The 22,761-nt window shown below is 29.8% G+C and carries 22 protein-coding genes; 5 read left to right on the forward strand and 17 right to left on the reverse strand.

The window, feature by feature from the left end:
* Positions 1–11 precede the first annotated feature (11 nt).
* From AANAER_RS13900 to pseB, 13 genes are read right to left on the reverse strand one after another with little or no spacing between them, the layout of a single operon-like run.
* Positions 12–1,016, reverse strand: coding sequence for a glycosyltransferase family 2 protein (locus AANAER_RS13900; protein WP_129082448.1), 1,005 nt, complete (start codon positions 1,014–1,016; stop codon positions 12–14).
* Positions 1,009–2,454 (reverse strand): B12-binding domain-containing radical SAM protein, encoded by a 1,446-nt coding sequence (locus AANAER_RS13905; RefSeq protein ID WP_129082447.1) that lies wholly within the window; start codon positions 2,452–2,454, stop codon positions 1,009–1,011. Before AANAER_RS13905 ends, AANAER_RS13900 begins: the two co-directional genes overlap by 8 nt.
* Positions 2,455–2,457: 3 nt before the next feature.
* Entirely contained in the window at positions 2,458–3,339 is an 882-nt protein-coding gene (locus AANAER_RS13910) for an NAD-dependent epimerase/dehydratase family protein (protein WP_129082446.1), read from the reverse strand.
* A gap of 13 nt (positions 3,340–3,352) precedes the next feature.
* Positions 3,353–5,041: a lipopolysaccharide biosynthesis protein RfbH gene (gene rfbH, locus AANAER_RS13915; protein WP_228711166.1), complete on the reverse strand. Its 1,689-nt coding sequence runs from the start codon at positions 5,039–5,041 to the stop codon at positions 3,353–3,355.
* 15 nt (positions 5,042–5,056) lie between these two features.
* Positions 5,057–6,316 carry a UDP-glucose dehydrogenase family protein gene (locus tag AANAER_RS13920; protein WP_129082445.1) on the reverse strand — a complete coding sequence of 420 codons (1,260 nt, stop codon included), beginning with the start codon at positions 6,314–6,316 and terminating at the stop codon, positions 5,057–5,059.
* Positions 6,313–7,404 (reverse strand): NAD-dependent epimerase/dehydratase family protein, encoded by a 1,092-nt coding sequence (locus AANAER_RS13925; protein WP_129082444.1) that lies wholly within the window; start codon positions 7,402–7,404, stop codon positions 6,313–6,315. The genes AANAER_RS13920 and AANAER_RS13925 overlap by 4 nt, the downstream gene beginning before the upstream one ends.
* A 2-nt stretch (positions 7,405–7,406) precedes the next feature.
* On the reverse strand, positions 7,407–8,186 hold the full coding sequence (rfbF, locus tag AANAER_RS13930) for a glucose-1-phosphate cytidylyltransferase (RefSeq protein WP_129082443.1): 780 nt from the start codon (positions 8,184–8,186) through the stop codon (positions 7,407–7,409).
* Entirely contained in the window at positions 8,186–9,388 is a 1,203-nt protein-coding gene (locus tag AANAER_RS13935) for a class I SAM-dependent methyltransferase (RefSeq protein WP_129082442.1), read from the reverse strand. Before AANAER_RS13935 ends, rfbF begins: the two co-directional genes overlap by 1 nt.
* Positions 9,378–10,331: a hypothetical protein gene (locus AANAER_RS13940; RefSeq protein WP_129082441.1), complete on the reverse strand. Its 954-nt coding sequence runs from the start codon at positions 10,329–10,331 to the stop codon at positions 9,378–9,380. Before AANAER_RS13940 ends, AANAER_RS13935 begins: the two co-directional genes overlap by 11 nt.
* A complete protein-coding gene (locus AANAER_RS13945) occupies positions 10,331–11,191 on the reverse strand; it encodes an N-acetylneuraminate synthase family protein (RefSeq protein ID WP_129082440.1) in 861 nt (286 codons plus the stop codon). Before AANAER_RS13945 ends, AANAER_RS13940 begins: the two co-directional genes overlap by 1 nt.
* Positions 11,192–11,238: 47 nt before the next feature.
* Complete coding sequence (gene pseF / locus AANAER_RS13950; protein ID WP_129082439.1) at positions 11,239–11,925, reverse strand: pseudaminic acid cytidylyltransferase; 687 nt, start codon at positions 11,923–11,925, stop codon at positions 11,239–11,241.
* Positions 11,918–13,051 carry a UDP-4-amino-4,6-dideoxy-N-acetyl-beta-L-altrosamine transaminase gene (pseC, locus tag AANAER_RS13955; RefSeq protein WP_129082438.1) on the reverse strand — a complete coding sequence of 378 codons (1,134 nt, stop codon included), beginning with the start codon at positions 13,049–13,051 and terminating at the stop codon, positions 11,918–11,920. Before pseC ends, pseF begins: the two co-directional genes overlap by 8 nt.
* On the reverse strand, positions 13,051–14,043 hold the full coding sequence (pseB, locus tag AANAER_RS13960) for a UDP-N-acetylglucosamine 4,6-dehydratase (inverting) (RefSeq protein ID WP_129082437.1): 993 nt from the start codon (positions 14,041–14,043) through the stop codon (positions 13,051–13,053). Before pseB ends, pseC begins: the two co-directional genes overlap by 1 nt.
* Positions 14,044–14,163: 120 nt before the next feature.
* Between pseB and AANAER_RS13965 the strand changes: the two genes are divergently transcribed.
* The 5 genes from AANAER_RS13965 (at position 14,164) to AANAER_RS13985 (ending at position 17,858) form a co-directional block, all read left to right on the forward strand.
* Positions 14,164–14,373, forward strand: coding sequence for a hypothetical protein (locus AANAER_RS13965; RefSeq protein ID WP_129082436.1), 210 nt, complete (start codon positions 14,164–14,166; stop codon positions 14,371–14,373).
* 88 nt (positions 14,374–14,461) lie between these two features.
* Positions 14,462–15,493 carry a recombinase RecA gene (recA, locus tag AANAER_RS13970; protein WP_129082435.1) on the forward strand — a complete coding sequence of 344 codons (1,032 nt, stop codon included), beginning with the start codon at positions 14,462–14,464 and terminating at the stop codon, positions 15,491–15,493.
* 152 nt (positions 15,494–15,645) lie between these two features.
* Positions 15,646–16,920, forward strand: coding sequence for a phosphopyruvate hydratase (eno, locus tag AANAER_RS13975; RefSeq protein ID WP_044419388.1), 1,275 nt, complete (start codon positions 15,646–15,648; stop codon positions 16,918–16,920).
* A 3-nt stretch (positions 16,921–16,923) separates the two neighbouring features.
* Positions 16,924–17,166: an FtsB family cell division protein gene (locus tag AANAER_RS13980; protein WP_129082434.1), complete on the forward strand. Its 243-nt coding sequence runs from the start codon at positions 16,924–16,926 to the stop codon at positions 17,164–17,166.
* Entirely contained in the window at positions 17,163–17,858 is a 696-nt protein-coding gene (locus AANAER_RS13985; RefSeq protein WP_129082433.1) for an AMIN domain-containing protein, read from the forward strand. The genes AANAER_RS13980 and AANAER_RS13985 overlap by 4 nt, the downstream gene beginning before the upstream one ends.
* 4 nt (positions 17,859–17,862) lie before the next feature.
* Here the strand turns inward: AANAER_RS13985 and AANAER_RS13990 are convergent, their stop codons facing one another.
* The 4 genes from AANAER_RS13990 to topA are packed head-to-tail and all read right to left on the reverse strand — an operon-like array spanning position 17,863 to position 22,758.
* Positions 17,863–19,026, reverse strand: a complete 1,164-nt coding sequence (locus tag AANAER_RS13990) for a cation:proton antiporter (RefSeq protein WP_129082432.1) — start codon at positions 19,024–19,026, stop codon at positions 17,863–17,865.
* A 14-nt stretch (positions 19,027–19,040) separates the two neighbouring features.
* A complete protein-coding gene (locus AANAER_RS13995) occupies positions 19,041–19,904 on the reverse strand; it encodes a biotin synthase (protein ID WP_129082431.1) in 864 nt (287 codons plus the stop codon).
* Positions 19,888–20,406, reverse strand: a complete 519-nt coding sequence (locus tag AANAER_RS14000; protein WP_129082430.1) for a metallophosphoesterase family protein — start codon at positions 20,404–20,406, stop codon at positions 19,888–19,890. Before AANAER_RS14000 ends, AANAER_RS13995 begins: the two co-directional genes overlap by 17 nt.
* Entirely contained in the window at positions 20,407–22,758 is a 2,352-nt protein-coding gene (gene topA / locus AANAER_RS14005) for a type I DNA topoisomerase (protein WP_129082429.1), read from the reverse strand.
* Positions 22,759–22,761: the final 3 nt, after the last annotated feature.

The following is a 22,761-nucleotide window of genomic DNA, read 5'->3' on the forward strand; positions in this document are numbered from 1 at the left end:
TTACATACTATTTAAATATAATTTTTTATACTACTTTGATGAGAAAAAGTTTTATTAACTAAACTCTCTATCATTTTTATATCTGTTTCTTTTTTTATAATTACATAATCAAAGAGATCACTATCTATAATCTTTTTATCATACGTTCCTGCTAATAATATAACTTCTTTAAAATTTAAAAGATTTCCACCATTTTTATAATCAGCAAATCCTGACTTAATACAATACTTTGAGCAGAAACATTCTACATCCAATTTTAGTTTATTTTTAAATTTTTTTAAACTATCAGGAATATTATTTTCAATAATATTTGTTTTTAAATCATAAAATAAAACACTCATATATTTTAACATTCTATTATTTGATGTCATACCAGAAGAAATATTATATCCAATAAGCCTTTTTCTTATATATCCAATAGGGCCTAAACTATTCAACTTTAAAGTAAGATGCATATCAGAAGCAGGTCCAAACTTTGTACTAAGAAAACCCACTTCTTCTAGTTTTTTGAAATTAATTAATAATTGACAAGGTGCTGTGTGAAAACCTAAAATATTTAGTAAAAAAGCTTCATCTCTATCAACTAATTTTGTTTCATCTCTAAAAAACTCAATATCTATTCTTTTCCCATTTACAATATTATATCTATCTGAATATATGTAACTTAACGTTTCATTTGATTTTTTATATAAAGATATACATTCTTCAAAATACTCTTTCTCTAAAATATCATCAGCAGATAAAATATTTATGAAATCACAATTTTTAACAGATCTTAACAATTTATTCCAATTTTCTGCCATACTTAAATGATACTCATTTTTTAAAACAATTATATTTTTAAATTTTGAAGAATAATTATTAATTATATTCATGGAATTGTCAGTTGAACAATTATCTAAAATATAAATCTCTACATTTTTATAAGTTTGACCAAGGGCACTTAGAATTGTATTTTCTAGAGTCTCTTCCATATTATAATTTGGGATACATACTGCAACTTTATATTCATTCATGATAATACTCACCTATTTTTCTTTGAGTTAATTTATATACAGGTTCACACCAATCCTTATCATAACTTGAGTATCTAATTTTTTTCTCTTCCCTATTTTTATTTAAAATTTTTGCTCTTAACTCATTTGCAATATCAAACACCTCTTTAATATCATCAGCTCTATAATTTTCATATGAGATTGTTGAAAATTTAGCTCCATCAAACTTACCACTCTCTACAATCCATTTATTTTCTTTTGCAATTGAGTAAAATGGTGTGCCAGGCATAGGTGTATTAATCGAGACTTGAAACTCTTGAATATAATCATTATCATATAAAAGCTCTAACTGTTTTAATGAATCTAAATCTTTTTCTTTTGATGAACCAACAGCACCAATACTCATGGTAACATATATTTTAATATCTAATTCTTTTGCTATTTTTAATATATCCATCAATTTTTCATGATTTGATTTAATTTTTGTTTTTGTAATTAATGCACTTACATCCGAATCTAAAGATTCTATTCCAATCCTAACTTTATAATAACCAGCTTTCTTCATAAGATTTAAAAGATCTAAATCTAAAGTATCATAATTAGTCATGCAATTATATTTTATATCAGTTAAGCCCAATCTAATTATTTCCAAACAAAGTTCTCTTATAAAACTTTTATTAGATGTATGAGACTCTTCATTAAAAAATATACCTTCTAAATCAGGTATAGAACTTTTTAAGTATTTAATCTCCTCAATTACAGAACTTACTTTTCTTACTCTAAAAGATGGTTTACCGCCATAAACATTTGCAACAACGCAAAAGTTACACATATGAGGGCACCCTCTAGTTGAAAAAACTTCAACTTCATTATATTCAGAAGCATAATACCTACAATAATTTCTACGTTTAATATCTTCATCTTCTGGAAAAGGTAACATATCTAAATCAATCAATTCTTCTCTTTGATTTGGATATATTCCAAAAGTTTTTTCATCAAAACCACTTTTAATTAAATTCAATATTGATAATTCAAACTCTCCAATTGCAACATAACTTGCTCCTGAATCCAAAAAAATGTTAGGATTACTAGAAGGACTTGGTCCACACACTATTATTCGCAAAAGAGTATTGAACTCTTTTAAAATTTTAATTATTGCCAACATCTTTTTTTCAATTATTGAATCTATTTCTATAATTAAAATGTTTGGGTCATATTTTTTCACATAATCAACATATTCATCTGAATCAACACCATAATAATTGGCATCAAAAAATTTTATAGTATGTTTGGTTTTTAATTTTAAAAAAGTACTTAAATATGCTAGATTAAAAGGATAAAAAGTCGTACTTTTAAACATTCCTGTACTACCACTCCATCTTGAGGGGAAGTAGTCAATATACTCACCAGATGGACTCCTGCCTACAGGAGTCATAATCAAAATCTTTTCACGTCTCATAAGTTAACCTTTTAAATATGTTTTTTTTAGAGCCTCTACTAACTCATACTTTTGTTGCCAACCAGGAATAACATCATGGCATATCATAGGATTCATAACTTCCCTTACTCGATAAGGTTTAGCTCCCCATTTTATATTTAGTTTTTTATTAAGTGTAGTTTCATAAACCTTTGCAAGTTCTTTCAAACTCATTCTATTTTTAGAAGTAACTATATAAGTTTTACCATTTGTTGCACCTTCATTTGATAAATGCTCAATTAATAAATAATAGGCATTAACTACATCTTCAATATAATTCATATCTATAATCTGTTCTCCTCTTGACATCTCAAGAGTATCCCCACTTTTAGATATTTTATCCCAGTAATAAAGAATCTTTTTTCTTTTATCATTTGCTCCAAAGGTATCATTTAACTTAATTGTATTAAAAATAAATTCTGATGTTTCATAATAATATTTAGCTATTTTTTCAAACGCTTCTTTTGATGCAGCATATAAATTTGTGGGGTTATAATCACAACTTTCATAGTTTTGCCAAAAAGTTCCTGTATTTATGAACCATTTTATATTTGCTTTTTTAGAGGCTTCTAAAACTTCCGTACCAAAACTAATATTACTACTCAAAATATCTCCTATCTCCTCACTTTTATGTTCAGAAATAACCATTGATGCTAAATGAATTACACCCTCTATTTTATTTATATTAAAAAAGTTTATTAAATTTGATACATTTCCATCATAAACAAATATTTTAATATTTTTATTTAAAGTTGATAAATCGCTACTTTCTCTAACAATTGCTGTTAGATTAAAACCTTTTTCTATCAGAAAATTTGATAAATTATTTCCCAAAAAACCAGTTGCACCTGTGATTAAAATATTCATTTCAACACATTCTCTATTTTTTTGTTGCTTCTATTATTTTGTCAATCATATAATCTAACATCTCATTAGATAAACCAGGATAAACACCTACCCAAAATGTATTTTTCATTACTAAATCTGTGTTAGCAAGTATTTTTACATCCTCTTCAACTAATGTATTTGCAGCTTTAACTTCTCCTGATTCTATTTTTATTTTTACATCTGATTGAGTCAAAGCAGGCTGTCTTAAGATATTCCCAGCAAAAACAGTTCTCGTCTGAATATTACAAGATTCTAAAAACTCCACTATTTTATCTCTAGAATTTATTTTTTCATCTTTGATTGTTAAAGCAAATCCAAATGGTGAAGGAACAGCACTCTCTGAAACTATAGGAAGGATAAAGAAATCTTTTAATGTTTCTAATTTTTGATTTAAATATTTCCAATTAGCATACCTTTTTTCTGCAAAACCTTGAACTCTATCCATTTGGGCAACTCCAATTGCAGCTTGCATATCCGTGATTTTCAGATTATAACCAATATGACTATATGTATATTTATGATCATACCCTTTAGGCAATAACCCCAATTGCCATTTAAATCTACTTTTACAAGTATTATCTCTTCCTGGTGAGCACCAACAATCTCTTCCCCAATCTCTAAAAGATAAAGCTATTTTATAAATCTCTAAACTATCAGTATATACAGCTCCACCCTCTCCCATTGTAATTTGGTGAGCAGGATAGAAACTTGATGTACCGATATGCCCTATTGTTCCAGTTTTAGCAGTACCAGAAACTTTTTTATTATTTATTAAACTATACTCTCTCTTTAAACTATAAGTAGCTCCTAAAGCATCGCAGTTATCTTCAATAACCCATAAATTATATTTTTCTGCAATTTCTAGAATCTTATCTAAATCAAAGGGAATTCCTAATGTATGCGCAATCATTATAGCTTTTGTTTTAGAGGTAATACTTTTTTCAATTTTTGAAGTATCGATATTATAACTACCTAATTCGACATCTATAAAAACTGGTATTAACTTGTTTTGAATAATTGGAGAAATTGATGTAGGAAAACCAGCTGCAACACAAATTACCTCATCATTTTCTTTTAAACACAACTCTCCTAACTTAGGTGAAGTTAAACTTGAAATGGCAATAAGGTTGGCAGATGAACCTGAGTTTACAGTTAAAACATTTACTTTATTTATATTTTCACTTTGTAAATATTTAGATATTTTTTCACAAAAGATATTATCATATCTACCTGCTGTTAAATAAAATTCTAATGAAGAGTCTATTAATGTTTCAATCTCTTCAGACCCATAAACTCTTCCCGCATAATTAACTCTACTTTTTCCGGGGGAAAAAGGTTCATTATTTTTTACTTTATGAATTGCATTATAATAGCTCTTTGCATTAATCAGAACTCTTTTTTTCATGACTTTTTCAAAATATGTACTATTTACATTTCCTAAAACATCTAAAATTTGTTTTTCACTAACCAATAATTGTTCATTAAAATTAATATCAAAGCATTTATCTATAGACCCATTTTGAAGTGATAAGTTATCTAACTTAAAATTAGTTATCTTATCTTCTGATTCACATGGTCTTAAGTAAAGTGCTATAAAAACATCTTCTAACTTTTCCAATAATAGAACTATAAACTCTTTTTTTTCTTTATCTATTTTTACTATATTCCCACAATTAAACATTCAATTCCTCCAATTTTATGATTTTTCTAAAAAGTAACGAAAATCAAATAACTTTTTTTCAAATATCAACTCTTTTTTAATTTTAAATTCTTCCCATGCAGTTAATAAAATATTGCAATCTGTTTTAGAGATTAGCTCTTCTAAAGTATCCACATATAAGATAGAATACTTATATACTTTTTGAAACTGTTTATTAGATAATGGATCATAAGCAATAATATTTGAATACCCTTTTTCTAATAATAATTGAATTATATATTTTGCAGGAGTATCTCGCACATCATCTGAATTTGGTTTAAAGGATAAACCTAAAATCCCAATTGTCTTATTTACAGGAACCTCTTTCTCTACTGTATTTACTAAAAAACTTTTTATTTTTTCATTTATATTCAGTACATTTTTTAATCCAAGTGCTTCAAACCCTTTATTTTTAGACTCTTTATATAAAGCTTCTGTATCTTTAGGAAGACAATAACCTCCAAAACCACAACCTGGATAAACATAACTTGACATTTTAGCAGGTTGTCCTAACCATCTTTTATCTTCATGTAATATTGAAAAAGATTTTGAGATATCAATATTTCCTATAGTTTTAGCAATCATTGACATTTCATTTGAATAACTAATTAATGTTGATAATAAAGTGTTTGAAAGATACTTAATAAATTCACCTGTATTAAAAGAAACTATATGTATATCTGCATTAAATGGTTTATAATATTTTTCTAATGTTTGTGAAGATTTTTTGTCATTTACACCAATTACAATTCTATCTGGATTCATAAAATCATCCCAAGCAAAACCTTCTCTAAGAAATTCAGGATTGTTTGCAAGTCCAAGATTAGAACCAACTTTATAACCTTTTGATTCAATATAAGGAGAAATAATCTCTTCTGTTGTTGAAGGGGGTACAGTAGATTTTATTACAAGAACTTTATACTCACTAAATATTTGTGAAGATAGTGTTTCATCAATTGCATTATATAGATAAGTTAAATCAGCCCCACCACTTTCTTTAGTAGGTGTCCCTACACAATAAAATATAATTTCTGACTTAGATACTACTTCTAATAGCGATTCTTCTATAAAGAAATTTTTGTCTAAATTTTTATCAAGAACCTCTGGTAAACCTGGTTCATGAAAAGGAACTTTTTTCTTTTTTAAATGGTCAGTTTTCCCTCTATCAATATCGTATCCATATACTTTATAACCTTTTTCAGAAAAACCTAATGCAGTGGTTAGACCAACAAAACCTAAACCTATAACTCCAATCATAAAATTCCTTTATTATATTTTATAAATTTTAAAAATCTTTCTACTCCCTCTTCAACACTAATTTCAGGATTATAATTTAATAGCTTAACAGCTTTATTAATTTTAGGACATCTTCTATTAGGATTGTTAGTTAAATAATCTTTTTCAGGTGCAGGAGAAAATAACACTTTTACTTCTGTATCAAATATTTCTTTTGATTTATCAGCATAAATTTTTGCTAAATCAATCATACTAATTTCTGGACTATCTTGTCCAATATTAAAGTAATCAAATCTTGAATAAAGTAAAACTTTTAAATATCCAGCAATGGCATCGGTTATATAACAAAATGTACGAGTAGGAGTTCCATCTGAATAGATTTCTATATTTTTACCTTCAAATACTGCTTTTGCAAAATCTGCAGGAACCCTTTTATCTTCAAGACTCATACCTGGGCCAAAATTATTAAAGGGTCTTGCTATTCTAACTGGTATATTATATTGTTGAGAAAAGAGATAACACATAGTTTCTCCAAACCGTTTAGACTCGTCATAACATGCTCTAGGTCCAATACAAGATACATTTCCATTGTATTCTTCATCTGTTGGAATATTGTCTTTATCAGGGTCACCATAGATTTCACTACTCGAAAAGAATAAAAACCCTTTTAAATATTTGTCTTTATAAAAGTCAAATAATCTTCTCATCCCCCAAATGTTTGCATCTAGAGTTTCTATTGGATACTTTCTATAAAATGTAGGAGAGGCAATTGAAGCCATATGAATCACAATATCTACTTTATCAGAATCTAAAATTTCATTAATATCAGAAGTAATGATATCGAATTTATAAATCTCTAAGATTTTGCATTTATCTTCTAATTGTTTTAACCAAAGAGGTTCTCTAATCATAAAATTATCTAAGCCTATTATTCTTTTTAGTCCTAGTTCTTCCGCATAATTAACAAAGTAATGTAGAAAATAATAACCTAAAAACCCTGCACAACCAGTAATTAAAATAGTAGAGTTCTCTAGTTTTTTTATTTCACTTTCTGATAACTTTTTATGAATATACTCCATATCTTCTATTAATATTTTATTTTCATACATAATTAATCCCTCCAAACTTTCCATGGGGCACTATTACTTTCCCATATTTTATTAAGTTGTAACTTATCTCTTAATGTATCCATAGGTTTCCAAAACCCATTATGATTATAAGTAAACATCTCTCCATCTTTAGCTAAATTTATCAAAGGTTCTTGTTCAAAAACTATACTAGTATCTTCTGAAATATAATCAAAAACTTTTGGTTCACAAACAAAAAATCCTGCATTTATCCAATTGCCATCACCTTTTGGTTTTTCTTGAAACTTAAGTACCTTGTTATCTTCGCCAATATCCAATGCCCCAAACCTTCCATCAGGTTGTACAGATGTGATTGTGATTGATTTTCCATGGGACCTATGAAACGCTAAAAGTTCATTAATATTAATATCACTAACTCCATCTCCATAAGTTAGCATAAAAGGTTCATCCCCTATAAAATCTTGAGCTTTTTTTATTCTAGCCCCTGTCATACTATCAATACCTGTATCTAATAAAGTGACATTCCACGGTTCTGAATTATTGTTATGCACCTTCATATCTCCAGTTTTCATATTAAAAGTTATGTCACTTTGATGTAGATAATAATTTGCAAAATACTCTTTTATATAATACCCCTTGTACCCAAGCAATATCACAAAGTCATTAAAACCATAATAGGAATAAGTTTTCATAATATGCCATAAAATTGGTTTTCCTCCAATCTCTACCATAGGTTTTGGTCTTATACCTGTTTCTTCTGATAATCTTGTACCATATCCACCTGCTAATATTACAACTTTCATCAATATACCTTTAAATAATCATATAGTTTTATAACCTCAACATCATCTCTTTTATCTTTTATATATTTTTCTATCCTATATTGAGACCCGTAGCTTGATACAACGATAGAACTGTTTTTTTCTAACTCCTCTAAAAATTCAGGAGGGTAAATATGAATTCCTCGCCAAGTTTTATTATATTTATTTTTATCACTATCAATGATTATAAAGTCTTTATCTCTTTTAAACAGTGAAGTTGTTTGATACAAAAACTCTAAATGCATCCCTGCTCCCCAAATTACATATCTTTTCTTTTCAAGTTTTATGATTTTATTTTCTACATCTTCTAAAGATTTATACCAGTTAGACAAATATTTGTATAGATTGATTAATTCATTATCTGATTCGATATTGGCAAAATCTAATTTAAGCCCTTTTTGGGCCAAAACTCTGCAACCATTATAATCTTTTTGTTCTTGCCATTCTACAATCTCCCAGCCACTTAATTGCAGAATATTTTTAAAACTATTTCTACTAAAATGGGTTAAATGTTGTACACTAAAAAATCCATTAATATCATTTGTTAATCCATTTTCAATTATTGGCACTTCTATTAGTAACTTAGTATTTTCATTTGATAAATCATTCAATCTTATAAGCACTTCTTTTGGATTTGATAAATGTTCTAACACATGATACATTGTGATTAAATCTATATCTTCTTGATAATTTAAATCTTCAAAAGAGGAGCAAATAAACTCTATGTTTTCATATTTTTCTTTTGCTAAATCAATAGAGGTTTTATCAATGTCTACACCCACTTTTGCCACATCAAGAGGTAAACATGATAAAAAGTTTCCACTTCCACAACCTATATCTAAAACTCTTACTTCTTTATTTAATAGCTTACGATTTTTTAACCAAGTAACTTGTTCATTTGGTCTTCCTTCTGAAGAACCATAAGACATCCCTGCCTCTTCAAATAATATAGGAAAACCTTTTTTTGAATAACATGGATTCATAAATACAGCTAAACAGTTATCACATTGGACATTGTTTATATCAACTTGTTTACTAATATTTGAATCTGAAAAAAATTGAAAATTTTCTATTTTAAAAAAGGATTTGTAAGTTTTATTTCCACAAATAGGACATTTTCTAACTTCTACCAACTCCTGATTATTGTTTTTAACACTATCTATTTTTTTCCACTCAATTCCCATTATTCACCTCTTTTATTAACTCAAATATTTTACACTTAAACCTTAACTGAAAAAACAATATAAATAATTTGTCTATATTAATGTTTTCCATATCATTTACAATAGCATAATTGTTATTTATAAAATAGTTATGTGTAGTAGAAATCTCTTTTTCATGTTGAATATAAATTGAAGGAATATTTTTGATTAGATACTCATAAGCAACACTACCAAATAAACTTATTGCAAAATCAATCTTATTTAAAAAAGATGACATATCTTTTACTTCATTATAAACTTTAATTTGATGCTTTGATGTTTCAACAAATTTATTTAATTGGTTTATATCTTTGTGCTTGTCTGATAATATCACACTTATCTCAAATTTTTTATCATTTTTATCAATTTGTTTTATTATTGGAAGAGTTAGGTTAAAGGTATCTGTTCCACCCATCATTACTAAAATATTTGGTATATTGTTTTTCTTTTTTTCAAACTCTTTATAAAATTCAGGTCTTAGTATAACATACTCTAAACCTTTATAAACCTTACCTTTATATAAAGATTCATCAATATTTGCATGGGGAGGATAAAAACATAAAGCACACTCTTTAGCATATTCACTTGGTTCATCAATTGCTATTGTTAATATATTTTTATTTTTCATATATGTAATTAAATCTATTGGAAAACCATCTCTAATATCTCCAATAAATAAATTAATTTTTTTTTGTTCAACTATATTTTTTATCCAATTAAAATAGTCAAACTCTTTTTCATTTGCAAGTAAGATATCAAATTTTTGTTCTATAAGTTTTTCTTTTGCAATACCATAATCTTTTATAGCAAAAAATACTTTATAGCCTTCATCTCTAAAATGATTGGCCAAGACTAAACACCTTGTAATATGTCCAAGTCCTATATCTTTTGAAGCATCGCAACGAATTAAAACTTTTTTTTGCATTAAAACTCTTCTCTTACCTCTTTAAAAGGTCTTAATCCATCACTTGGATCAGCCCTCCATAATCTATCAGCTTTTTCACTTGGAGCTGGTACTTTTCCCCCTGTTCCATCAGCTAAAAGTCCATTTTTAATACCTTCAATAGTCTCTTTCATTTGATTTGGCAACCAGCAGTGTCCTGATTTATATTCAGCACCATTTTCATCCAAATCAAGATGAAACTCTATCATTGAAGCATCCCATTTATAAATTGCTCTAGTTATAACATCTTTTGATACACTGTGATCTGATAATCCAACATCTAAATTAAAATTATCTCTTAATGTTTTTATCGCTTTTAAATTTGCTTCATTCACAGGCGTTGGATAACCTGAAATTGCATGTAGTAATGTCAATTTTGAATTAGAGTGCATCTTAAATACTTCTACTGCATGTTCAATCTCATCAAGTGTTGCCATCCCTGTTGATAAAACTAAATCTTTTTTTGTTTTTGCACACTCTATTATTAAATCATCCCACAATAACTCATAAGAAGCAATTTTGTAAAAATCAACATATGGTTCAAGCTCTTTTACAGCTTTTAAATAAAAAGGTGTGCAAGAAAACTTCATATTTAATTTATGAGTGTAAGAAGAGAGTTCAGGCAAAAAATCTACAGGAAGTTCCCACTGCTTTCTATCTCTATGAGTCTTACTTTTAGCCAGTATTTCAGGGGAAAACAACTTATCAATTTTAAAAAGTTGGAATTTCACTGCTTGACATCCAATTAAAGAAGAGACTTTTATAAACTCTTTGGCTCTATTCAAATCTTGGGAATGATTACTTGACACTTCTGCCACAAAGATAGGAAAGTTATTATTCATTTTTTTTCCTTAAACATAATCTAAATAATACTATACTTTTCTTAAAATTAGTTTATAGATTGATATATTACCTCTGCTCTTTTCCAATCTTCAAGGGTATCAATATCGTGAACCAAGTATCTTGGAAGAATTATAGGAATAGAGTCTTTCCCAAAAGTTATCTCTTCTGATTCTATATTTAAATTTGTCCAATAAAACTGACCAGCATCTTGATAAGCTTCTTCTAAATCTTGACTTCTTTTCATAAAGTTTTCTGGCCAAAACATCTCACATCTTCCATTTGGTGTAATTTTAAAAGTTCTTTGGATTGGGAAAGGCATTGAAGTACAAGAAAATGCATGTTTTGCTTTTGAGTTTTTTAGTTGGTCAAAACCTTCTATTAGATATTTTTCTTGTAAAAATGGAGCTGTTGCATAGATTGTACAACAAAATTCATAACATTCTCCTCTTTGTTTTAAAAAGTTTAAAGCATGTTCTATAACTTGACCTGTTCCCGTATAATCATCACTTAACTCTTTAGGTCTTAAAAAAGGAACTTCTGCACCGTATTTTTTAGCTGTTTTAGCTATCTCTTCATCATCTGTACTTACGATAATTTTATCAAAGAGTTCACTTCTTAAAGCAGCTTCAATAGAGTATGCAATAAGCGGTTTCCCATGAAAAAGTTTAATATTTTTTCTAGGAACTCTTTTGCTCCCGCCACGTGCCGGAATTATTGCTACACATTTAGTCATTTAATACCTCAAATAAACTTTTTATAACATATTTTTGTTCTTTGTTTTTCAATCCGGGATACATAGGAATAGAAAAAACCTCTTTATAATATTTATCCGTATTTGGAGTATTTTCCTTTCTATAACCCAATTTTTTATAAAAAGGTTGTTTATTTATAGGAATATAATGTACTTGCAAACCTATACCTTTTTCTCTCATTTTCATAAAAAACTCTTCTTTAGAAATTTTCAATTTATCAAATTTTACTTTTACTACATAAAGATGATATGAAGATTCTTCATCAAAAGGGTATAAAGCAGTTACAAGAGTGTTTGTCTCCTTAAAAGCTTTATCATACTCTTTTGCGATTTTTCTTCTTTTTTTTAAAAATTTATCTAATCTTTTTATCTGATTTAAGCCCAAAGCACAAGAAATATCGGTAAGTCTATAATTAAAACCTAACTCTCTCATTTCATATTCCCAAGGTTTCATTGAAGAGTCTTTTACCATGCCATGGTTTCTTAATAGTAATAATTTTTCATAAAGTTTTTTACTATTTGTAGTAATAGCTCCACCCTCACCTGTTGTTATATGTTTAACAGGATGAAAAGAAAAAGTCGAGATATTACTGTAAGTACAGCTACCTGCTTTGATTCCTTTAAAACTAGCTCCTAAAGAGTGTGCACAATCCTCAACTATTTTTATATCGTATTTCTCTTTTAATTTTTTCAATTTTTTTTGATCTACAGACTTACCTGAAAAGTGAACAGCATATATTGCTTCAATAGTAGGATCTTTTTTTAACTCTTTTTCACAAAGATCTAAATCTATATTCCCGTCTTCACCGATATCTACAAAAATCGGTTTTGCACCTGCATAAAGTATTGAATTTGAAGTTGCCAAAAAAGAGTTTGGAGTAGTTAAAACTTTATCATTTTTATCTAAAAGTGCTAAAGAAGCCAAATGAAGTGCGGCTGTTCCGTTTGAAACTGCAACACAATATTTTGCACCCGTATATTCACACAGTTTATATTCAAACTCTTTTACTTTTGGTCCTGTTGTTAAAAAATCAGATTTTAAAGTTTTAATAACTGCTTTTATATCTTTTTTATTGATATTCTGTTTTCCGTAAGGAATAAAATCCATTAAATATCCTTAATAAACTTTAATAGCTCATCTTCTTTAAGCCATTGGGAATTATTTCCGGAATTATACTCAAACCCTTGATGAACTTTTTTACCTTTTTCTTTCAAATTGTTTAAACTATAATCCCTTTTTCTGGCAAAACTAATTGTGGGTTGAATTACAAAATGGTCTTCAAACTCCAATGTTAAATGAGAATCATCCGCAGGGCACATTATTTCATGAAGTTTTTCCCCGGGTCTTATACCGATAATCTCTCTTGAAAGATTTGGAGCCAAAGCATGGGCTAGATCAATAATTTTCATAGAAGGAATTTTAGGAACAAAAATCTCTCCTCCTTGCATCCTTTCAAAGTTTTTTAATACAAAATTAACACCTTGTTCAAGAGTAATTAAAAACCTTGTCATCTTTTCATCCGTAATAGGCAAAGACTCGACACCGTTTCTTATCAGCTTTTGAAAATAAGGAACTACGGAACCTCTACTTCCAATTACATTTCCGTATCTTACGACAGAAAACTCAATATCTTGATCACCTACTAAATTATTTGCAGCAACAAAAAGTTTATCAGAAGCTAATTTTGTAGCTCCATAGAGATTTACAGGATTTGCCGCTTTATCTGTTGATAAAGCGATTGTTTTTCTAACTCCGCACTCCAATGCCGCATCAATTACATTTTGAGCTCCGTTAATATTTGTTTTAATACACTCCATGGGATTATACTCTGCAATTGGAACATGCTTAAGTGCCGCTGCATGAATTACATAATCAATATCTTTCATAGCTTTTTTTAATCTTGAAGAGTCTCTAACATCACCTATAAAATACCTCATACACTTATCATTGTACTCTTGAGCCATTTCATACTGTTTAAGCTCATCCCTTGAGTAAATAATAATTTTTTTCGGTTTATACTTTTTTAGTAAAATCTTGGTATATTTTTTACCGAAACTTCCAGTTCCGCCAGTGATTAAAATATTTTTCCCATCAAACATTTGATGCCTTCTTAGTTAATTAAAAAATTTATAGATAATATAATATCTAATAATTTATTTAACTTTAATTTTAAGAGTATATATGTAATAATCTAAAACAAATATATTTAGTAGGTAAAGATGGCAGAAAATATTCCGGATAATATTATAAAAATACAAAAAAAGCTGGCAACTTTTGAAAAAGATTCCAGAAATTACAAAAAATATACTAAAATCCTTGCTAAACATATTAAAAGGTTTAATATGAAGAAAAGGGTAAATTCCCATATTAAAACTATTGAAAATATTGAAAAAATTCATAAAGAGAATGGTTCTGATAAAGATTCATAAAAAACTATTGCAAATTGCAATATAACTATTTACTTTAAAAAAAATTAGCTAAAATTCCAACATAATAAAAAAGACATTAGGAAAAAAGATGGATGATAATCAAAAAAAATCATTAGAGTTAGCGATCAAGCAAATTGATAAAACTTTCGGTAAGGGTACTCTTATCAGACTTGGAGATAAAGAGGTTATTCCTACAGAATCCATATCAACAGGATCTTTGGGTCTTGATTTGGCTTTAGGTGTAGGAGGTCTGCCAAAAGGAAGAGTTATCGAAATCTACGGACCTGAAAGTTCAGGGAAAACTACTCTTACTCTTCATGCTATTGCAGAGTGTCAGAAAGCAGGCGGTGTTTGTGCTTTTATTGATGCTGAACATGCTTTAGATACTATATATGCAAGAAATCTAGGTGTTGATATTGATAATTTACTTGTATCTCAACCTGATTACGGAGAGCAGGCATTAGAAATTTTGGAAACCGTTATTAGAAGCGGTGCCGTTGATTTAGTTGTTATCGACTCGGTTGCAGCTTTAACTCCTAAAGTTGAAATTGACGGAGATATGGATGATCAACAAGTGGGTGTGCAAGCAAGACTTATGAGTAAAGCTCTTAGAAAGATAACAGGTCTTTTAAATAAAATGAACTGTACCGTAATTTTCATCAACCAAATTAGAATGAAAATAGGTATGACAGGTTATGGAAGTCCTGAAACAACTACGGGAGGTAATGCACTTAAATTTTACTCTTCTGTTAGACTTGATATTAGAAGAATCGCAACTCTTAAACAAGGAGAAAACTCTATAGGAAACAGAGTAAAAGTTAAGGTCGTAAAAAACAAAGTTGCGCCTCCGTTTAAACAAGCTGAATTTGATATTATGTTTGGAGAAGGTATCTCTAAAACAGGAGAATTAATAGATTACGGAGTTAAACTTGATATTGTAGATAAAGCAGGTGCTTGGTTTAGTTACGGTGACAGTAAAATCGGTCAAGGTAAAGAAAATTCTAAAGTATTCTTAAAAGACAATCCTGAAATTGCAAAAGAGATAGAACATAAAATATTAGTTGCAATGGGTATAGATGACGAATTAATTCAAGGTGAACCTGAACCTGACCAAGAGTAACAAAGAAGAGAGTCTTTCTCTCTTCTGCTTCACACTCTTTCTTAAACTTTTTTTATATTTTTCCAAATTATTTCAAAAACTCTTGATAAAAGCAATTACCAATATTTTTTTATGTATAATAATAAGATTTAATCAAAAATAGGAGACCTGAGATGGTATTTATTGATAATATTTATGCGGATGAAGTTTTAGACTCAAGAGGTAATCCAACAGTTAGAGCAACTGTTATTTTAAGTGATGGTACAAAAGCAAGTGCTATAGTTCCAAGCGGAGCAAGTACCGGGAAAAGAGAAGCTTTAGAGTTAAGGGACGGTGATGATAGATTTTTAGGTAAAGGTGTTTTAAAAGCTGTTGAAAATGTGAATACGACTATTGCAGACGAGTTATTGGGACTAAGTCCTTATAATCAAGCTGAAATTGATGCAACAATGAAAGATATTGACGGTACGGACAACTACTCAAATCTTGGAGCAAATGCAGTTCTTGGTGTATCAATGGCAGTTGCACGAGCGGCAGCAGCTTCACTTGATATTCCTTTATATAGATATCTAGGCGGTGCAAACTCTATGACAATGCCTGTTCCGATGTTTAATATTATCAATGGTGGAGAGCATGCAAATAACTCTGTTGATTTTCAAGAGTATATGGTAATGCCCGTTGGATTTGACAACTTTAATGATGGATTAAGAGCTGTTTGCGAAATCTATCAAAATCTTAAAAAAATCATTGACTCTATGGGTGAATCTACAGCTGTAGGTGATGAAGGTGGATTTGCTCCAAACCTAGGTTCAAATGAGGAACCTATTCAAGTTATTTTAGAAGCAGTTGAAAAAGCAGGATATAAAGCAGGTGAACAAATTTGTATTGCTCTAGATGTTGCAGCATCGGAACTTGTAGACCAAAACGGTAATTATGCCCTAAAAGGTGAAGGAAGAAGTTTAACTGCTGATGAGATGGTTTCTTATTATGAAGAGTTATGTAACAAATATCCTATTATCTCTATTGAAGACGGGTTAAGCGAAGATGACTGGGACGGATGGAAAATCATGACCGAAAGACTTGGTTCAAAAATCCAATTAGTCGGAGACGACCTTTATGTAACAAATGCAAATATTTTGGCTCAAGGTATCCAAAAAGGTATTGCAAACTCGATTTTAATTAAACCGAATCAAATAGGAAGTGTTAGTGAAACAATGCTTACAATCAGACTTGCACAAAGAAATAACTATAACTGCGTAATGTCTCACAGATCAGGTGAATCTGAAGATTCATTTATTGCAGATTTTGCAGTTGCTTTAAATTGCGGTCAAATAAAAACAGGAAGTACGGCAAGAAGCGATAGAATCGCAAAATACAACAGACTTCTTGAAATTGGTGCAGAAATAGGTTATGCTGAATATTTAGGGAAACAACCTTTTTCTAAATAATTTATGAAAGAAAAAAAACATACGATTAAGAAATTTTCGTTAATAGCAATACTCTCCGTTGCTATTACGATTTTTCTTGGTTACCATGTTTCAAATATTCTTTTTGGAGATAACTCTTTAGAAGTTTACAACTCTTTAAAACATAAAAAAGAGTACCTTCAAGATGAAATAAAAAGATTGCAGAAAGATAATGCTTATCTACAAAAAGAGTATTTTGAACTTAAAAATTTGGAGCCTGAAGAATGAAAACACTATTTTTTACGTTACTACTTATCTTAACAACAAGTGCAGTTGCAAGAGAAAATCCTTTTGAAGCAACAAACGCTTATGAAGAAGAAAAAGCAAGAATAATTGAAATGAATGAAACTGAAGAGGATTATGCAGTAGAGTATCAACAAGAGCAGCAGTATGTAAACGAAATGTATGAAAAAATGAATAAACCTCAAAAAGAAGAACCTAAAAAGCCTAAAAAACCTGCTGTTACTGAAGAAAAAGTAAAAAAAATGATACAAAAAGCTCAAAAAGAAGTTGAGAAAAAAGCAAAAGATATTGCACAAGAAGTTGTAAAAAAACAACCCAAAGAGGTTGAACAGGTTGTATATGTAAAACCAAGGTTAGACGTAGTAAACGAAAAAGAGCTTCTTCCTTTTGTTAAAGTTGAATATGACAATGACAAAATTGATATTATCTCTAAATATAAAGTTAGTAAAAAGATAACTCTTCCCGGTGAGAAAAAAATGGTTCTTGATTTTAACGCAAATGAAAACTTTTATACAGTAAGACAGAGTTTAGATTCTACAAATTTCCCTAAAGTTACCGTAGGGAATCATAAAAAAGATAAATTTTTTAGAGTAGTTGTAGAACTTGCAAGTACACCTGATGATTATGAAGTTACATATGATGACCAAAAAGTTAGTATTGTAAAACTATATGAATAAACCCTTATAGATTATTGTCATTTAATTTTACAAAATATGACAATAATCTAATTGCCACCATAACTACTAAAACCTCAATAATAGAAGCTAAAATAAAAGCATAATAATAAAACTGCGTAATTGATTGATTATGATATGCCAAGGTAGCAACGGCGATTAACAAAGTTAAAGGCATAGAGTGAGAAAGTCCTATCATATAAAATCTATTCCATCCCATATCTTTTATAAATAGCGTTGAAGCTATGATTCTTATTAAAATCATAGCACTTGCAATTAAAACGGCATGAAGAACCAAACCGTCATGAAAGATTGAATCTAATTCAAAAGAAGAACCTACATAAATAAAAAAGATAGGAACTAACCATCCAAATCCAAAATGCTCCAATTTATGAGGCAGTTGTTTATTATGTTCTTCAAAAAACGTTGTAATAAAAGTTCCTGCTATAAAAGCACCTAAGGCAACTTCTAAATGAAGATACAGCATTACAGTAATCATTAAAAAGAATATAGTCATAGATACTCTAATATCCTGTTCTTGATTATCAACTTCGGGCATAAGTAACGCTTTTATCTCAGGATACCACCAAATAAGATTATGAAAAAGTTTATATACAAAAAGCATTGAGATTATAAAAATTGAAAATAGAATCATTGTTTTATAAAACTCAAAATTAAGCCCAAACTCTAAAGCTGCCGAAACCGTAGTAAGAGCAACGATTGATACGATTTCACCTATTAATCCGACCGTAATTGAAAGACGTATCCAATGAACATCTCCATACTCTTTTTTTAAAGCAGCCAAAAGTCCTATGGAAATAAGAGGCAGAACAACAATAAAAATTTTACTTAAATCAAAATATAGAGTTATTGCCGTTGCCAATGTAAAAAGTATTACATTATATAAAATAGCTTTTCTAAGCAGAGTTCCCGATATATTTACAAGCTTTTTTAAATCAACTTCAAGTCCGGCTAAAAACATCAGATAAAGAAATCCCAGCTCTGCAACAAGCTCTAAAATAGAGTGTTCTACAATAAAAGCAAAATAGGCTGCAAATGCTCCTAAAATAATCTCAACAGTAATCGTAGGCAGACGTAAAGCTCTTGAAAGCAACGGGGAGATAAATATGATTAATGAGATAGTGATTATTATTAAAATTTCTTCACCCATTGCCGTTCCTGTTTTTAAGCTCTCTCTCTTTTAATTTTAAAACCTAATTTTTCAAGTTCATCAATATCTTCTTGGGCAGATTTTCCTTCTGTTGTCAAATAATTCCCGATTACAAAAGCATTCGCTCCTTTATCGAAAATTTTATATTGTTCCTCACCGAACATCAGCTCTCTTCCTCCTGCAATCATAATTTTTTTTGCATTAGGAATCATTTTTCTTGCTAAAGTGATTAATTCAAAGGCTTCTTCTCTTTTAATCGTACTTGCTTCAATAGGCAAAGCTTTATTTGGAATAAAAAAGTTCAAAGGCACATTCATAGGTTCTAAAGAAGCAATCGATTCTAACATAGAGACTCTTTGTTCTTGAGTCTCACCCAAACCGAAAATTCCTCCGCATACAAGTCTTAAACCTACCTCTTTTACGTTTTTACAGGTTTGATATCTTTCATCCCAAGAGTGAGTCGTAACAATTTCAGGGTAAAAATCCCTTGAAGTCTCTAAATTGTGATTATAAGCATCAACTCCCGCCTCTTTTAGTTTTTCCAACTGCTCTACGCTAGCCGTACCGTTACAGGCAATTAAGATTAAGCCTAAATTCTCTTTTTTAACTGCCTTTGCTGCTTCACAGACAAAAGCAAGTCTTTTATCGGTTAGCCCTTTCCCTGCCGTTACAAGGCAAAAACCGTTGGCACTGTTTTTTCTTGCCATTTTTGCCTCTTCGACAATTTGTTCTATCTCTTTTTGTTTATATCTTTGAATATCTGCTTTATATTTTACACTTTGAGTACAAAACTTACAGTCTTCATTACAAGTACCACTCTCAATATTACAAATGGCACATAAAAATATATCTTTTGTTTGATTAATTTTTGCGTTCATATCTAATCTCTTTTTCTTTAAAATTTTTTTTATTTGTTTCTTTTGAGTAATAGCGGATTATATACTCATTTTCATTAATTTCTAACAATACCGATTCGATCAAAGGTTTCTCTCTTGCACACACTTCTCCGGGATTTATAAACAACGTTTTGTTTTTATACTCACTTTCAAAAATATGTGTATGCCCGAAAATTACCACATCAGTATCCCCTACTAAATAAAAAGGCAGATGCATAAGTTTAAAACTTATATCTTTTATTTTAAAATAGTAAGGCTCTTTTTTTATATTATACGTTGAAGAAAATCCTAACAAAGAGGAGTCGTTGTTTCCAAAAACACAAACATATGTAAGTTCTGACTCTTTTAAAAGTTTAAGATTCTCTTCACGGCATAAGTCCCCTGCATGAATCAAATATCGGGCACCTTTTTCTTTTAAAAGATTTATAACCTCTTTTGTATAGTCGATTTTATAATGACTATCTGATAAGATGCCTATTTTCATCTATTTCTTTGTGGTTTTTGAAGCTGTTTTCTTAGCTGTTGTTTTTTTAGCGGTACTTTTTTTCGTACTGCTTCTTTTTTTTGCCGTTGTTTTAGATTTCGGATCTTTTGCAATTATTTCCAAAGTCTCTTCAAGAGTTAAATTCTCGGCTTCTACACTTTTTGGTATTTTAAAGTTTTTTCTTCCTTGTTTTATATAAGGACCGTATTGTCCTATTAAAATTTGGATTTTTTCCTCGGGAAACTCTTTGATTCTAGCTTTTGCTTTTGCTTCATCAATCTGTTTTATAACCTCTAAAGCTCTTGGAAGTTCTATTGTATAAGGATCATCCTCTTTTAGTGAATAAAATTTTGTTTTAACTTGTAAATAGGGACCGAATCTTCCGATATTTGCTTTAATATCCTCTCCTGCTTCATTTTGTCCTACAACTCTTGGAAGAGTAAATAAAAACAGAGCCTCATCAAGAGTTATCGTATCCATATTCAAATGTTCGGGAATTGCCACGAATTTCGGTTTTTCTTCATCATCTTTTGTTCCTATTTGAATAAAAGGACCGAATCTTCCAACTCTTGCACTAACAGGTTTACCCGATTTTGGATCAATTCCAAGCTCTCTTACTTGCAGATAATCCTCTTTATTTACTGTTTTCTCTTTTTCATTAATACTTTTTTTGAAATCTCCGTAAAAGTGCTGCATTACTTTTTGCCATGCGATTTTCCCTTCTGCGATTTCATCAAAATCCTCTTCAACTTTTGCAGTAAATCCTAAATCAACGATTTCAGGGAAATGATCGACTAAAAAGCTGTTTACAATCTCTCCTGTCGGAGTGGGTGCTAGTTTTTTATCTTCTGTTTTTACCACATACTCTCTTTGTTGAATTGTTGAAATTGTAGGCGCATAAGTTGACGGTCTTCCTATACCTTCACTCTCTAATTTTTTAACTAAACTAGCTTCTGTGTATCTTGAAGGCGGTTTTGTAAAGTTTTGTTCTAAATCCAGTTTTTCTAAATTTAGAGTTGTTCCTACTTTTATAGTAGGAAGTATTTTTTCATTGCTGTCTAAAGCTGCTTCAGGATTATCGCTTCCTTCAGTATAGGCTTTCATAAAACCTGGGAATATTATTCTTTGACCTTTTGATTGAAACTCAAACTCTTCATTTTTCCCTGCACTTATTTTATATGTTGTATTTGCAATTTTAGCTGTTGCCATTTGTGTTGCAAGAGTTCTTTTCCAAATAAGACTGTAAAGTCTATATTGGGCATTTTCGACATAAGGTTTAATATCGCTTGGTTTTAAAGCCATATTAACGGGACGAATTGCTTCGTGAGCCTCTTGCGCACCTTTTGATTTTGCTTTGTAAACTCTTGGTTTGCTTAAAGAGTACTCTTTCCCGTACTCTCTTTCAATAACTTCTTTAGCGGCACTTGTAGCAACTTTTGAAAGATTTAAAGAGTCAGTTCTCATATAAGTTATCAAACCACCCGTATGGTTAGGGATACTTCCCACATTTCCTTCATAAAGCTGCTGTGCTATTACCATTGTCTGTTTTACGGATAAACCTATTTTTCTACTTGCTTCTTGTTGCAAGGTTGAAGTGGTAAAAGGTGCGGCAGGATTTCTAGTGCTTTGCTTCTCTTCAATATCAAAAAGTTTAAATACTCCTTGATTTATCGAAGCTTCTATGGCTTTTGCCTCTTCTTCATTTTTTATTTTTTTTGCTTTGCCCTCAATTTTTGCCAATTCCGCTTTTAATTCGGGATTTATAAAATTTGCTTTTATTTTCCAAAACTCTTCAGGAACAAAAGCTCTTATCTCATTTTCTCTGTCAACAATTATTCTAACGGCAACGCTTTGCACTCTTCCTGCGCTAAGACCGTATCTTACTTTTTTCCAAAGAAGAGGAGAGAGTTCATAACCTACGGCTCTATCTAAAATCCTTCTTGCTTGTTGAGCATCAACTAATTTTTGATTTACTTCTCTTGGGTTGTTTATTGCTTCTAAAATTGCATCTTTTGTAATTTCGTGAAAAACTATTCTTTTTATAGGGTTTTTTTCTATTTTTAGTGCAGGGATTAAGTGCCAGGCAATAGCTTCTCCCTCTCTATCCTCATCGGCTGCTAGGTATATAGTGGTATCTTTGCTTATCTCTTTTTTCAGATCGCTGATAACTCTTTTTTTATCGCTGGATATTAAATACTTAGGTTCAAAATTATTGTCCGGATCAAACCCTAATTTTGACTTTGGCAAATCTCTTACATGCCCCATTGAAGCCATAACTCTATAATCTTTGCCTAAAAACTTTGAAATTGTTTTTGCTTTTGCCGGTGACTCTACTATTACTAAATTTTTCACTAA

Source organism: Halarcobacter anaerophilus, assembly GCF_006459125.1.
GTDB classification, from domain to species: domain Bacteria; phylum Campylobacterota; class Campylobacteria; order Campylobacterales; family Arcobacteraceae; genus Halarcobacter; species Halarcobacter anaerophilus.

Bases quoted from the DNA above. Each gene is read 5' to 3' on its own strand.
- AANAER_RS13900 (WP_129082448.1), bottom strand. From the start codon at position 1,016: ATGAATGAATATAAAGTTGCAGTATGTATCCCAAATTATAATATGGAA.
- AANAER_RS13905 (WP_129082447.1), bottom strand. From the start codon at position 2,454: ATGAGACGTGAAAAGATTTTGATTATGACTCCTGTAGGCAGGAGTCCA.
- AANAER_RS13910 (WP_129082446.1), bottom strand. From the start codon at position 3,339: ATGAATATTTTAATCACAGGTGCAACTGGTTTTTTGGGAAATAATTTA.
- rfbH (WP_228711166.1), bottom strand. From the start codon at position 5,041: ATGTTTAATTGTGGGAATATAGTAAAAATAGATAAAGAAAAAAAAGAG.
- AANAER_RS13920 (WP_129082445.1), bottom strand. From the start codon at position 6,316: ATGATTGGAGTTATAGGTTTAGGTTTTGTTGGTCTAACCACTGCATTA.
- AANAER_RS13925 (WP_129082444.1), bottom strand. From the start codon at position 7,404: ATGTATGAAAATAAAATATTAATAGAAGATATGGAGTATATTCATAAA.
- rfbF (WP_129082443.1), bottom strand. From the start codon at position 8,186: ATGAAAGTTGTAATATTAGCAGGTGGATATGGTACAAGATTATCAGAA.
- AANAER_RS13935 (WP_129082442.1), bottom strand. From the start codon at position 9,388: ATGGGAATTGAGTGGAAAAAAATAGATAGTGTTAAAAACAATAATCAG.
- AANAER_RS13940 (WP_129082441.1), bottom strand. From the start codon at position 10,331: ATGCAAAAAAAAGTTTTAATTCGTTGCGATGCTTCAAAAGATATAGGA.
- AANAER_RS13945 (WP_129082440.1), bottom strand. From the start codon at position 11,191: ATGAATAATAACTTTCCTATCTTTGTGGCAGAAGTGTCAAGTAATCAT.
- pseF (WP_129082439.1), bottom strand. From the start codon at position 11,925: ATGACTAAATGTGTAGCAATAATTCCGGCACGTGGCGGGAGCAAAAGA.
- pseC (WP_129082438.1), bottom strand. From the start codon at position 13,051: ATGGATTTTATTCCTTACGGAAAACAGAATATCAATAAAAAAGATATA.
- pseB (WP_129082437.1), bottom strand. From the start codon at position 14,043: ATGTTTGATGGGAAAAATATTTTAATCACTGGCGGAACTGGAAGTTTC.
- AANAER_RS13965 (WP_129082436.1), top strand. From the start codon at position 14,164: ATGGCAGAAAATATTCCGGATAATATTATAAAAATACAAAAAAAGCTG.
- recA (WP_129082435.1), top strand. From the start codon at position 14,462: ATGGATGATAATCAAAAAAAATCATTAGAGTTAGCGATCAAGCAAATT.
- eno (WP_044419388.1), top strand. From the start codon at position 15,646: ATGGTATTTATTGATAATATTTATGCGGATGAAGTTTTAGACTCAAGA.
- AANAER_RS13980 (WP_129082434.1), top strand. From the start codon at position 16,924: ATGAAAGAAAAAAAACATACGATTAAGAAATTTTCGTTAATAGCAATA.
- AANAER_RS13985 (WP_129082433.1), top strand. From the start codon at position 17,163: ATGAAAACACTATTTTTTACGTTACTACTTATCTTAACAACAAGTGCA.
- AANAER_RS13990 (WP_129082432.1), bottom strand. From the start codon at position 19,026: ATGGGTGAAGAAATTTTAATAATAATCACTATCTCATTAATCATATTT.
- AANAER_RS13995 (WP_129082431.1), bottom strand. From the start codon at position 19,904: ATGAACGCAAAAATTAATCAAACAAAAGATATATTTTTATGTGCCATT.
- AANAER_RS14000 (WP_129082430.1), bottom strand. From the start codon at position 20,406: ATGAAAATAGGCATCTTATCAGATAGTCATTATAAAATCGACTATACA.